We start from the raw sequence: 13,594 nt of genomic DNA, 5'->3' as shown, positions 1-13,594 counted from the left end.
GAAGATAATGTCAACACCTTTAGAAAGCTATTTTCAAAAATTCAGAGAAAACATAGTTGGAATCAATCAATCCTTCCAGTCACCTTATGGAAAAAAAGACATTATTTATGCCGATTGGACTGCAAGCGGTAGACTTTATAGACCTATAGAAGAAAAAATGATGAACGTTATTGGTCCTTATGTGGCTAATACGCATACAGAAACATCCATAACAGGCTCTTCAATGACGCATGCGTACCATGAAGCTCGTACCATCATCAAGGAACATGTTAATGCTTCTGAAGATGATGTATTGATAACTGTAGGTACAGGAATGACAGGAGCTATCAATAAGTTTCAGCGTATTTTGGGATTGAAAGTTTCTGAAAACTTAAAAGATTACACAGAAGTTCCTGAAGACTTACGTCCAGTGGTTTTTGTAACTCACATGGAGCATCATTCGAATCAAACGTCTTGGTTAGAAACTATTGCTAAGGTAGAAGTTATTCCTTGTGATGAAGTTGGTTTGGTGTGCATGAAAAGCTATCAAAAACTTTTAGATAAATATAAAGATCATCCAATAAAAATAGCTGCTGTTACAGCATGTTCAAATGTTACAGGAATCAAAACAGATTATCATGCTATTGCAAAACTAATTCATCAAAATAATGGATTGTGTTTTGTGGATTTTGCATGTTCGGCACCTTATGTAGAAATTAATATGCATCCTGAAGATAAAGAAGCGTATTTAGATGCAGTGATGTTTTCGCCACATAAATTTTTAGGAGGACCTGGTGCTTCGGGAGTTTTAATATTCAACAAGAAATTATACAAAAATTTAGTGCCAGATAACCCAGGAGGGGGAACAGTATCTTACACAAACCCATGGGGAGATCACGATTATATTGATGATATAGAATCTAGAGAAGACGGTGGAACTCCAGGGTTTTTACAAGCTATTAAGGTCGCTTTGGCAATAAAGCTTAAAGATCAAATGGGAGTTAAAAATATTTTAGATCGTGAACACGAAATAAACGACATTGTTTTCAATAAACTTTCTAAGATTGATAATCTTCAAATACTAGCAGGACATCAAAAAGAGCGTTTGGGAGTGTATTCATTTTATATCATTGATGCACATTATAATTTAGTAGTGAAGCTTTTAAACGACCGTTATGGAATTCAAACCAGAGGAGGTTGTTCATGTGCAGGAACCTATGGACATTTCTTGTTAAATGTAGATTTACCTACGTCTAAAGCCATAGAGCTCAAAATTTTAGATGGCTGTTTAATAGAAAGACCAGGTTGGGTGCGTATGTCTATTCATCCTACAATGACCAATGAGGAAATTCTTTTTATTTGTGATGCAATTAAAGACGTTGCGGAAAACTTTGAAACATGGAGTAAGGATTACGAATATAATGCGATTAAGAACGAATTCGAACACAACCAAAATTTAGAAATAGAAAAAGAAATAACCAGCAATTGGTTTAATGTTTAAAATTGATTAGTAAATGTCAGAGACAATAGAAAAAGTAAAATGCCTAATTATAGGTTCAGGGCCTGCAGGCTATACAGCAGCTATCTATGCGGCAAGAGCAAATATGAATCCAGTGTTATACCAAGGAACACAACCTGGTGGACAATTAACAACAACAAACGAAGTTGAAAATTTCCCTGGATATCCTGACGGTGTTACAGGACCAGAAATGATGATTCAACTGCAACTGCAAGCCGAAAGATTTGATACTGATGTTAGAGACGGTTGGGTTACTAAAGTTGATTTTTCTGGAGATATTCATAAAGTTTGGGTAAATGATACCAAAGAAATTCATTGCGAAACAGTAATTATCTCTACAGGAGCATCGGCGAAATATTTAGGTTTAGAATCTGAGCAAAAATATTTAAAGCTTGGTGGAGGTGTTTCAGCTTGTGCTGTTTGCGATGGATTTTTCTATCGAGGCCAAGAAGTTGTTATTGTTGGAGCAGGTGATTCAGCTTGTGAAGAAGCTCACTATTTATCAAAGTTATGCACTAAGGTGACTATGTTAGTTAGAAGAGATGAATTTAGAGCATCCAAGATTATGGCTGCTAGAGTTAAGAATACTGAAAACATTGAAATTCTTTTTAATACCGAAACTGATGAAGTTTTAGGAGACGGTCAAGTAGTAACAGGTGTTAGAGTTTTTAATAACCAAACAAACGAAAAGCACGATATTCCAGCGACTGGATTTTTCGTGGCAATTGGTCATAAACCGAATACCGATATTTTTAAAGACTATTTAGAGTTAGATGAAACAGGTTATATTATCAATAAACCTGGAACATCAAAGACTAATATTGATGGTGTATTTGTTAGCGGTGATGCGGCAGACCATGTTTATAGACAAGCAGTAACAGCTGCAGGTACAGGGTGTATGGCTGCGTTAGATGCCGAACGTTATTTGGCTGCTAAGGAATAGTTAAAACTTTTATAAAAATTATACCCTCTCAGGAAAATTGATATCCTAAGAGGGTTTTTTTTATTTACTTTTTAGTAATAAAAACAGCCTTAAGAATATGTTAAATAATAATTCTTAATAGTATAGAGTTTACAAAATTCATATCTTAGAATGCTCCATAATTAGATAATAACTTACAATTTTAAGGTTTAGCTTGACTTTTTAAATATCTTTTCTGGAAAAGCAAGCTTTATCCTTTAAGACAAACTAAACATAAAGGAAGTATTTATGAAAAGAAGAGATTTTATTCAATATGCAGGGTTAGGGACAGGAGCCCTAATGGTGCCATCTCTGCTCATGGGAAGTAATATTTCAGCTGAAGCATTACTCAATCCAGGGTTAGATGTAACTACAAAAAAACTATTAGCAGATGTTGCCCTTAACACAGCAAAGTCTGCTGGTGCTACTTATGCTGACGCACGAATTGGTAGATATTTAAACCAATTTGTTTTTACACGCGAAAACAAAGTACAAAATGTGCAAAACACTGAATCTTTTGGAATTGGAATACGTGTTATTGCAAACGGGACTTGGGGTTTTGCATCAACAAACAATGTCACAGAAGATGGTATTAAAAAAGCTACAATGCAAGCCGTAGCTATTGCAAAAGCTAATTCTAAAATCCAAAAAGAACCTGTAAAACTTGCTCCTGTAAAATCGCATGGAGAAGTTTTCTGGAAAACACCAATAAAAAAGGATTTTAAAAACATTCCAGTTTCTGAAAAAGTTGAATTGTTATTGAGCGCTAATGCAGCTGCTATGAAGAATGGAGCTAATTTTGTTAACTCTGCTTTATTCATGGTAAATGAGCAAAAGTATTTTGCTTCTACAGAAGGTTCTTATATTGATCAAGATGTCCATAGAATCTGGCCAACATTTGGTGTTACTGCAATCGACCGTTCTGCTGGAAAGTTTAAATCTCGTCAGGCTTTAAGTGCTCCAATGGGATTAGGTTATGAATATATGGACGGATTAGATTCGGAAAAAATTGAAGGTCCAGCTGGTTTAATTGGATATAGAAACAGTTACGACATTATTGAAGATGCTACAGCAGCTGCAAAACAAGCTAAAGAAATGCTTAAAGCAAAATCGGTAGATGCTGGGAAGTACGATTTAGTTTTAGATCCTAATCACCTTGGATTAACTATTCACGAGTCTGTTGGTCACCCTCTCGAATTAGATAGAGTTTTAGGCTACGAAGCTAACTATGCAGGAACAAGCTTTGCAACGCTCGATAAATGGAAATCTGGGAACTTTAAATACGGAAGTGATATTGTAAACCTTTTTGCAGATAAAACGCAAGTTGGATCTCTTGGTGCAGTTGGTTATGATGACGAAGGTGTAAAAACTAAAAAATGGGATTTAGTACGCAATGGTGTATTAAAAAACTACCAAGCTATTCGCGATCAAGTACATATGATTGGTCAAAACGAATCTCACGGATGCTGTTATGCTCAAAGCTGGAATGATGTGCAATTCCAACGTATGCCTAATGTATCGTTAGAACCTGGAAAAGAAAAATACAATATTCATGACATGATTAAAGATGTTGAAAAAGGCATCTATATTGCTGGAAGAGGTTCTTACTCAATAGATCAACAACGTTACAATTTTCAATTTGGTGGAACTGTTTTCTATGAAATTAAAAACGGAAAAATTGAAGGCATGTTAAATGATGTAGCGTACCAGTCTAACACTCAAGAATTCTGGAATTCATGTGTTAAAATTTGTGATAAAAATGACTACCGTATTTTTGGATCATTCTTCGATGGAAAAGGCCAGCCTTCTCAGGTTAGTGCTGTATCTCATGGTAGTTCTACTACTAGATTTAAAGATGTTAATGTAATTAATACTGGTCGAACTATTTAAAAATTATTTCTACAAAAAGATAACATTATGGCAATATATACAAAAGAAGAAGCACGCAGAATTATGGAAAAAGCACTAAGCTTTTCTACTGCAGATGCTTGCGAAATAAATATAAGCGGAAGCGAAAGTGGTAATATTCGTTATGCAAGAAATACAGTTTCCACATCTGGTCATCGATCAAACCAAACTCTTGTTGTTCAATCTAATTTTGGTTTAAAGTCAGGTGTAGCAACAATTGATGAATTTGATGACGCATCCTTAAAAAAGGTTGTAGAGCGAGCAGAAGAATTAGCAAAACTAGCTCCTGAAAACCCTGAGTTTATGCCTCCTTTAGGGCCACAAACTTATGATGAGTCCATTACTTATAGTAAAGCAACTGCTAACATTACACCAGGTTATCGTGCAGAAGTTGCCGCAAGCAGTATCAATCCTGCGGCTTCAAAAGATGTGACATCCGCAGGGTTTCTAAACGATTCTGCAGGGTTTTCTGCAATGTTAAATTCAAATGGTCTTTTTGCTTACAATAAATCAACCAACGTTAATTTTACTGTAACAATGCGAACCAACGACGGTACAGGTTCTGGTTGGGTAACTAGGGATTTTAACGATGTAAGTAAGTTTGATGCTGTTGAAGCTTCAAATGTGGCAATAGATAAGGCTATTATGTCTAGAGAAGCAAAAGCTATTGAGCCTGGGAAATATACTGTTATTTTAGAACCAGCTGCATCTATTGGGTTATTGCAAAATATGTTTGGATCTATCGATGCACGTACTGCCGACGAAGGACGAAGTTTTATGTCTAAAGAAGGTGGTGGTAACAAATTAGGTGAAAAAATTATTGATGAGCGTATTAATCTATGGTCTGACCCATTACATCCAGATGTTCCAACTCCAACTTGGAATGGCCAAGGACAACCACTTAAAAAAATGAAGTGGATTGAAAATGGTGTGGTTAAAAATTTAGCATATAGCCGTTATTGGGCTAAGCAAAAAGGTGTCGATCCAGTTCCTTTCCCATCTAATGCTATTATGGATGGTGGTAATGCATCACTTGAAGATTTAATTAAGAGTACTAGGAAGGGTATTTTAGTTACCAGACTTTGGTACATAAGAGGTGTTGACCCACAAACCTTACTATATACTGGTTTAACTCGTGACGGAACTTTCTACATTGAAAATGGACGCATAAAGCATCCTGTTAAAAACTTTAGGTTTAATGAGAGCCCAATTATTATGCTAAACAACCTAGAGGAATTAGGTCAACAAGTACGTATAAACGGAAACTTAATTCCTTATATGAAAGTTAGAGACTTTACATTTACTAGTTTGTCTGACGCAGTATAAAATAGTTTTTTAATAAATAACTGGTTGTTATGAGTATTCATTTCAGCCAGTTTTTTTTAATAATAAGTTATTGAGCAATACTTTCTTTTTTACACGACTACAGTATGAATCTGGTGATTGGGATGTCGATCAGCGAATGCCTTCAAATGTATTAAACTCTTTAGTAGAGTACACAACATTAAAAGTAGATGCGCAAGAAAAAATTATCCCATTAAGTAGCGATGAGATTTTTAAAAGCCCATTTTGCTATTTATCTGGCCACAAACTCGTTCAGTTTACAAAAAAAGAAAGAGAGAATTTTGAAAAATATGTTAATAACGGAGGTTTTGTTTTTGTTGACGATTGCAACCATGATATTGATGGTTTATTTGCAAAATCTTTTGAGCGTCAAATGGAAGTTATTTTTGGTGCAGATGGATTAAAAAAAATCCCTAATAATCATGAGATTTATAACATATTTTTTGAATTTGAAAATGGACCACCTACAACCTCGCAAGAGTTAAATGGTTGGGGAGACGATCTTGTTCATGAGTACCTAAAAGCTATAGAAATAAATGGACGAATAGGTGTTTTGTACAGTAACAAAGATTATGGTTGTGAATGGGATTACGATTTTAGAAACAAACGATGGTATAAAAACGACAATACTCGTTTTGCAGTAAACATAGTGATGTATGCGCTAACATCATAAATTTAATAAGAGAGAAATAAATGAAAGAATTAGCAACTATTGAGAAGGAAGTTAACGACTTAACTCAAAAGCTTAAAAATTTAAAAAAAGAAATTGGTAAGGTTATAGTTGGACAAGAAGAAACGGTTGATCAATTACTTATTACATTTCTAGCAGGTGGTCATGCGTTGTTAGAAGGTGTCCCAGGGTTAGCAAAAACATTGATGATTAGGACACTTGCTCACGCTATTGATTTAAAGTTTAAACGCATACAATTTACACCAGATTTAATGCCATCAGACATTATAGGCACTGAAATTCTTGAAGAAGACCACAGTACTGGAAAAAAATTCTTCAAATTTAATAAAGGCCCTATTTTCGCCAACATTGTTTTGGCAGATGAAATAAATAGAACACCTCCAAAAACTCAAGCTGCTTTGCTAGAAGCGATGCAAGAATTTGAGGTAACCTATTCAGGGAATACTTATAAATTAGACAGACCGTTTTTCATTCTTGCAACTCAAAACCCAATTGAGCAATCTGGAACTTTCCCTCTTCCTGAGGCACAGCAGGATCGTTTTCTTTTTTATATAAAAATTGGATATCCAGAAGCAGCTGAAGAAACAGATATTTTAAAAAACACTACTGGGATAAAAAAAGAAACATTACACGAAGTTATTAGTGGTGAAGATATTTTAAGGTTACAACATTTGGTTCGTGAAGTGCCAATTAGTGACGATTTAATTGAGTTTGTTAGCAAGGTAGTCCGTGCTACTAGACCAGAAACCACATCGATAAATTATGTAAAAGAATGGGTGAATTGGGGAGCTGGCCCAAGAGCAGGACAAGCTATGATTTTAACTGCTAAAGCTCGTGCGTTACTCCAAGGTAGGCTATCTGTTGTGTTAGACGACTTAAAACATGTTGCAATACCTGTTTTAAGACATAGAATTATTGTGAATTTTAGAGCCGAAGCCGAAGGCATAACATCTTATAATGTCACAAATGAAATTTTAAAAGCCATTATTCCCTCTCTTAAAAGTAAGTCATGAAACAAGACTACAATGATTTATTAAAACCTGAACTTATAAAAACCATATCTGGTTTAGCATTAATAGCTCGTGTCATTGTTGATGGTTATTTGTCAGGTGTAAATCATAGTCGTCGTGTAGGTCCAGGTATGGAGTTTAGTCAATATAGAAGTTATCAATCTGGAGATGATTTAAGATTACTAGACTGGAAAATGTTAGCGAGGTCAGGAAGGTATTATATAAAGCAGTCTGAAATAGAAACTAACATTTCTATAAAATTTATTCTCGACGCTAGTAATTCCATGCTACATGAAGAAAATGGATTGTCTAAAATGGATTATGTAAGGGTTTTAGTTGCTTCTCTTGCATATTTATCGCAAAATCAAGGTGATGCAGTTGGTTTATTTGCGCTTAACGATAAAGAACTTCATAGTGTTTATCCTAAAGTTCAAAAACAACACTTTAATAGATTACTTCATGAATTAATAAACATTGAAAATCATGGTAAATGGCCTGAAAATGAAACGGAATCTAGAAAGCTACATGATCGCACACATAAAGAATTAATTTTCTTTATAACAGATATGTATGAAAATAATGAAGAGTTAACGCGGTTTGTAAAAAAGCTAAAGAATCTTAAAAACGAAGTGATTGTACTTCATATTATGGGAGCAAATGAGCTAGATTTTGATTATAAAGGAAACGTCACCTTTGAAGATTTAGAGACTGGAACCAAATTAAAAGTAAACACTGCTGAAGCTAAAAAAATGTATTTACAGTCTTTAGAAAATATGATTAAAAACACCAAAGATTTTTTATTGGCAAATAATATTGGATATCACCTATTTAGACTTGATGAGCCAATGGGAGAAGCTATACAATTGTTTTTAAAAAAACGTAATAATTTAGTGTAAAATGTTTTTTTTGAATCCTACATATCTTTGGGCTTTACTCGGACTTTTAATTCCGATTGTCATTCACTTATGGAGTAAAAAAGAAGGTAAAACTATTAAAATTGGTAGTATACAACTGCTTAGTGAAGCCGATTCAAAACAAAACAGTAGTATCAAATTAAATGAACTAATATTGTTACTAATTAGAATGCTATTAATTGCACTAGTTGTTTTAATTATAGCTCAGCCACAAATAAAAAAAGATTTTGAGAACACTAAACTCACTTACTTAGTAGAGCCTTCCTTACTTAATAATAAGTCAATTACTAATATATTAGATACCATTACCGCTAATTCCTCAATTAAACTGCTTCAAAGGGGCTTTCCAGAATTAAATCTTAGCAACATACCTAATGAGGGTATAACAACACCAAATTATTGGCAATTAACTCAAGAAATAGATGATTTGCATTCTGATAGCATTATTGTATTCACCAACGGATTATTAAAAGGTTTAAAAGGGAAACGCCCTATTATTAACACAAATGTTGATTGGATTATTATTGATAATGGAGCAACAACAGAAAACATTATCAAAGCAACAAAAAAGAATGAGAGCGTTGAGTTACTTTCAATTATAAGCAACTCTGAAAGTCTTTCTTTTAAAAAAGAAATACTGCCATTAGGTAGTAACAATGCTGAATTTAGTGCAGCCAAAGACAGTGTTAAAATTAACGACTTGTGGTTGCCTACTGAAACGATAAAACCTCTTAATGTTCTAATCTATAATGACGAGGATTTTGATAAGGAAACCATGTATATTGATGCTTCTTTTAAGGCGATATCGAAATACATAAATGTGCCAATCGAAACAATTATAAAAGAGGACATCACATCTATTGCCATGTCTAATTATAATTATGTGGTGTGGTTGAGTGAGCAGCAACCTATAGAAGCTCCTGAAGTAATATTAGTTTATAAACCTGATACATTTGCATCGTCTTTAATTGAGGAAAGTGATACCAAAAACTTGTTTTATTTAACCAAAACTTTAGATTCAGAATCTATAGTTAATAAACATTTACCTGAGCAGTTAATTAGTACTTTAGATTTACATTCAAACTTAAAGGACTCTATACTTAAAAATGACAAAAGAATTGTTGCCAAAGAAGAAATTCACCCCATTTTCAAAGATATTGAAACTAAAAAAAGTTATGCAAGTGTTTTAGATATTTCAAAATGGTTGTGGTTGCTTTTAGCAAGTTTACTTGTAATAGAAAGGATTGTAGCAAACTTTAGAAAACAATGAGTACCAAAGGTAAAGATATATTAATTAAATTTACGAAGCAATGGCGATTAACACTAGGGTTAGAGGTATTTTTATATTCTTTAGGAGCTTCAATATGTGTGTGCTTTTTAAGTCATAGCTTTATATTATCATTTATTGCGTTTGTCTTAATTGGAGGGATAGCTTCATTTGTTGTAAAGCCATGGAAACCCAATATAAAATCTTCAAGTAGCTTTTTAGACAATCAAATAGATTCGTTAGAATATAGTACTGGATTACTATTACTACCATGGAATGGGCATTCTAGCTTAGCTAAGCTTCAGCAATTAAAAATTTCTAAAAAGGTAAAAGAAGCAGTAAAAGAAATAAAACCACCACATCATTTAAAGCGTGCAAGTATTTTTACTCTCTTACTTATTGGATTAGGTTTTGTTTTGAATCAATTTAGTATTGTTGATTATTTTAATAGTTCACCCAAACCTGAAACAAACGGCGATTCAATTATTTTCAAGGCTAATGATTCAATAAGTAACCTAGGTGAAGCTCCAAAACTTGTAGAACAATGGGTAACCATACGTTATCCGCAATACACTAATATTCCTGTACAGAGAGCCTCAAAAATGGACATTAAAGCTCTTGAAAGCTCACAATTAAATTGGGAAATACAGTTTGATAGTCAAATTGACAATGTAGTGATGCAAAACATGGATAATGAATATCAAATGCGTTTAAATAAGGCTTCATACATTTGGAATACAACCTTATCAAATTCAGGTTTCTACAATTTTAAATTTGAAGATTTACAAGGAAATTCGTATTCATCAGACCTCTATGCCATTGAGGTATTTAAGGATGCTGCTCCAACAATTAAATTACAAGGTTTAAATCAATTCACCTCATTTAATTATGATGAAAATAAAATAGTTGAGTTTAAAACAACTATTGTTGATGATTTTGGTGTGGCAGACGCATATATTATTGCCACCGTTAGCAAGGGTTCAGGCGAATCGGTTAAGTTTCGGGAAGAAAAACTAAATTTTGACAATTCTTTAAAAAAGGGAGCTAAAGATACGACGTTATCTAAAAAAATCAATTTAGATAACATGAACATGGAGCCTGGAGATGAGCTTTATTTTTATATAGAAGCAAAAGATTTTAAAACACCAAAGTCAAATACAGCAAGAAGCGAAACCTATTTCGCAGTTATTAGAGATACAACTTCGTATGAATTTGGCGTAGAAGGCACTTTGGGAGTTGATAGAATGCCAGATTATTTTAGAAGCCAGAGGCAGCTCATTATAGATACCGAAAGGCTTATTGAAAATAAAAAAACGCTTACTAAAGAAGATTTTAATTTCACGAGTAACGAGTTAGGGTTTGATCAAAAATCCTTACGATTAAAGTATGGTGCATTTATGGGAGAAGAATCAGAAATGGCCATAGCAAATCAAGAAAATGCCGAATTTGCACAACATGAAATTGAGTATGACCCAAATGATCCTCTTGCTGGTTACAAGCACGATCATGATAGTGAAAACGAACATAATCTAGTGGAAGACAAAACTGCTAAGAAAGAAGCTGATAATCCACTTGAAGAATATATGCATAATCATGATGACCCAGAAAAAGCCACTTTATTTGAAGAATCTTTAAGAATAAAACTTAAAAAAGCACTAAATGAAATGTGGGATGCAGAATTGTATTTGCGCTTGTATGAACCTGAAAAATCGTTGCAATATCAATATAAAGCACTAAAATACATTCAGGAGATAAAAAATTCGGCTAGAATTTATGTACATCGTATTGGGTTTGATCCACCCCCAATTAAAGAAGACAAACGCTTAACAGGAAAATTAGAAGAGGTAAAGAGTTTTAGAAAAAATGAAACCATAACTCAAGAAGAATTATTTCCGTTTATGCGACTAGCTATTTTAGAGTTAGAAGATTTTAAAACAAATAATACGTTATTTACTGAAGAATCTATCAAAGTTTTTGAAAAAGCAGGAAATGAATTATCTGCATTAGCTGTAGAATTTCCTAGTAAATACTTAACCACTTTACAACAACTACGTTGGATTATTGATGGCTCACAAAGAAATAAAGAAACGTTTGTTGAAGTACAAAAAGGTTTACTTATGGCAATTCCAAGACCAAATAATAACCCATCAAAAACAACATCGCCTGTTAACGAAATTAATCAATTACTACTTAAAGAGTTAGATATTCATGATAGATAAGATTTTTTTCATTAATCATCAATGGTTATGGCAAACAGTAATAACTACGTTATGTATTTGGCTTGTTTTTATCTGGAAAGAAAGAACAAAACTTAGAAAAAAAAGTTTTTATGTTAATTGCACCATATCATTAATCGCCTTATTGTCTTTGGCTTTAATAGCTTTAAAACCTTCTGTTAAAAATTCAAGTACATCTTTTAAATTAGCAATCATTACAAATGGTTATAATAATGTGCAACTTGATAGCTTAAAAAAAGTATATAAAAAATTAACAGTTTACAGTTATAAAGAAAATCAAGCTTTATTTCCTAGTTATAAACATCCTGAAACTTTATTTATATTAGGTGATGGTTTACAGCCTTATGATTTATGGCAGCTTGATGCAATAAACACAATTTATATTGGTGGAGATGCTCCTAAAGGGATTAGTCATTTTGCATATAATACTCAGAATACTGTTGGAAATAAAGCTTTATTTAGTGGTAAATATGTGCGACCAATAAAAGGACATAAATTACTTTTAGAGGATCCAGCTGGTAAAGCTTTGGATTCCATTATCCTTAACAATGATGATTCTCAAGAATTTCAATTGTCTACTAATTTAAAAGTAAAAGGAGCGTTTGTTTATCAGCTGGTTGAAAAAGACTCAGTTGATAATATTATTAAAAAAGACCCTTTACCATTAACTATAAAAGAGAAACAACCATTACATTTTTTAATTGTTAATGCTTCACCATCTTTTGAAACTAAATATTTAAAAAACTATTTGGCTGAAGCTGGTCATAAGGTACTTGTTAGAAGCAGACTAACAAAAGATAGGTATAAGTACGAGTATTTTAATATGGAAAACAAACCAACCATTAGATTTACTCAAGAGGAATTAAAAACTTTCGACATAGTAATAATTGATCTTTTATCATTAACTGGGTTGTCTAACAACGCAAAAAATGCATTTGAAACTTCAATAAAGGCAGATGGTTTAGGTGTATTTATCCAACCAGAATCTAATCTTTTTAACTCTCGTAGTCGGTGGTATTCATTTAATTTTATTTCTAATACTAAAAATACAACCTCCTTAGAAATCAGCCCAAAAAATACGATTTCTAAATTTCCTTTTGTTTTTAAAAATGACATCTCTGTTGAATCAGTTTTAAATGATAATTCTAATATTATATCAGGATACAAACGTGTTGGTATAGGTAGAATAGGCACTAGTGTACTTAAAAACACTTTTGAGTTACAACTAAAGGGAAAGACTGAAATTTACAAACAACTTTGGGCTATAACAATTGAAAGTATTGGTAAAAAAGAAACACCAATTATTGAGTGGAATTCTAACTTAAAAATAGCCTATGTGAACGAACCGTTTAGCTTTGAATTGAGGGCAACTATTGAAAATCCAATAGTAACTACAAAAAACTATCAAATTCCTATTAAAAGAGATATCGATATAAAAGATTTATGGAAAGGAGTTACGTATCCAAAAAGCACTGGATGGAACATTCTACAAAACAACCAAGACACAACAAAGATCTTTAAATTTTATACTATCAATAACTCACATTGGCAAACTTTAAAGGCTAATAATACAATTAAATCTAATAAAAGATATTTTGGAACTAATAAACCATATGTAGATACAAACAATTCTACTAGCAAGCCAATTAATCCTTTGTGGTTTTTTATAATTTTTGTTTTGAATTTGGGGTATTTATGGTTAGTACCTAAGCTGTGAAATGCTCCTTCTTTAAGATAAAAAGGGCAAACCAATTAATATTGATT

The 13,594-nt window shown here is 32.8% G+C and carries 10 protein-coding genes; all 10 read left to right on the top strand.

The features are described 5' to 3' along the window. Positions 1 to 7: 7 nt before the first annotated feature. The 10 genes from HB672_RS00530 (at position 8) to HB672_RS00485 (ending at position 13,547) form a co-directional block, all read left to right on the top strand. Positions 8 to 1,480 (top strand): aminotransferase class V-fold PLP-dependent enzyme, encoded by a 1,473-nt coding sequence (locus HB672_RS00530; RefSeq protein ID WP_167605958.1) that lies wholly within the window; start codon positions 8 to 10, stop codon positions 1,478 to 1,480. 13 nt (positions 1,481 to 1,493) lie between these two features. Beyond that, a complete protein-coding gene (trxB, locus tag HB672_RS00525) occupies positions 1,494 to 2,441 on the top strand; it encodes a thioredoxin-disulfide reductase (protein ID WP_167605955.1) in 948 nt (315 codons plus the stop codon). Positions 2,442 to 2,708: 267 nt separating this feature from the next. After that, on the top strand, positions 2,709 to 4,349 hold the full coding sequence (locus HB672_RS00520) for a TldD/PmbA family protein (RefSeq protein WP_167605952.1): 1,641 nt from the start codon (positions 2,709 to 2,711) through the stop codon (positions 4,347 to 4,349). Between the two features lie 27 nt (positions 4,350 to 4,376). Next, on the top strand, positions 4,377 to 5,693 hold the full coding sequence (locus HB672_RS00515) for a TldD/PmbA family protein (RefSeq protein ID WP_167605949.1): 1,317 nt from the start codon (positions 4,377 to 4,379) through the stop codon (positions 5,691 to 5,693). A 70-nt stretch (positions 5,694 to 5,763) separates the two neighbouring features. Beyond that, complete coding sequence (locus HB672_RS00510) at positions 5,764 to 6,384, top strand: DUF4159 domain-containing protein (RefSeq protein WP_167605946.1); 621 nt, start codon at positions 5,764 to 5,766, stop codon at positions 6,382 to 6,384. A gap of 20 nt (positions 6,385 to 6,404) precedes the next feature. Next, a complete protein-coding gene (locus tag HB672_RS00505; protein WP_167605943.1) occupies positions 6,405 to 7,415 on the top strand; it encodes a MoxR family ATPase in 1,011 nt (336 codons plus the stop codon). Further along, a complete protein-coding gene (locus HB672_RS00500; protein WP_167605940.1) occupies positions 7,412 to 8,308 on the top strand; it encodes a DUF58 domain-containing protein in 897 nt (298 codons plus the stop codon). Before HB672_RS00505 ends, HB672_RS00500 begins: the two co-directional genes overlap by 4 nt. 10 nt (positions 8,309 to 8,318) lie before the next feature. Continuing rightward, a complete protein-coding gene (locus tag HB672_RS00495) occupies positions 8,319 to 9,596 on the top strand; it encodes a BatA domain-containing protein (RefSeq protein ID WP_167605937.1) in 1,278 nt (425 codons plus the stop codon). Next, positions 9,593 to 11,812, top strand: coding sequence for a tryptophan-rich sensory protein (locus HB672_RS00490; protein ID WP_167605934.1), 2,220 nt, complete (start codon positions 9,593 to 9,595; stop codon positions 11,810 to 11,812). Before HB672_RS00495 ends, HB672_RS00490 begins: the two co-directional genes overlap by 4 nt. Continuing rightward, the gene (locus HB672_RS00485) at positions 11,802 to 13,547 is read left to right on the top strand and encodes a hypothetical protein (RefSeq protein WP_167605931.1); all 1,746 of its coding nucleotides are present in this window, start codon (positions 11,802 to 11,804) and stop codon (positions 13,545 to 13,547) included. Before HB672_RS00490 ends, HB672_RS00485 begins: the two co-directional genes overlap by 11 nt. Positions 13,548 to 13,594 lie beyond the last annotated feature (47 nt).

Source organism: Gaetbulibacter sp. S0825, from assembly GCF_011777505.1.
Taxonomy (GTDB): domain Bacteria; phylum Bacteroidota; class Bacteroidia; order Flavobacteriales; family Flavobacteriaceae; genus Pontimicrobium.
Note: the sequence above shows the minus strand (reverse complement) of the source record. Positions and strands in the feature narration are given on the sequence as shown.

What these genes read in the sequence shown, in the direction of transcription:
- HB672_RS00520 (WP_167605952.1), top strand. Translation starts at nt 2,709, where the DNA reads ATGAAAAGAAGAGATTTTATTCAATATGCAGGGTTAGGGACAGGAGCC.
- trxB (WP_167605955.1), top strand. Translation starts at nt 1,494, where the DNA reads ATGTCAGAGACAATAGAAAAAGTAAAATGCCTAATTATAGGTTCAGGG.
- HB672_RS00485 (WP_167605931.1), top strand. Translation starts at nt 11,802, where the DNA reads ATGATAGATAAGATTTTTTTCATTAATCATCAATGGTTATGGCAAACA.
- HB672_RS00530 (WP_167605958.1), top strand. Translation starts at nt 8, where the DNA reads ATGTCAACACCTTTAGAAAGCTATTTTCAAAAATTCAGAGAAAACATA.
- HB672_RS00515 (WP_167605949.1), top strand. Translation starts at nt 4,377, where the DNA reads ATGGCAATATATACAAAAGAAGAAGCACGCAGAATTATGGAAAAAGCA.
- HB672_RS00500 (WP_167605940.1), top strand. Translation starts at nt 7,412, where the DNA reads ATGAAACAAGACTACAATGATTTATTAAAACCTGAACTTATAAAAACC.
- HB672_RS00505 (WP_167605943.1), top strand. Translation starts at nt 6,405, where the DNA reads ATGAAAGAATTAGCAACTATTGAGAAGGAAGTTAACGACTTAACTCAA.
- HB672_RS00490 (WP_167605934.1), top strand. Translation starts at nt 9,593, where the DNA reads ATGAGTACCAAAGGTAAAGATATATTAATTAAATTTACGAAGCAATGG.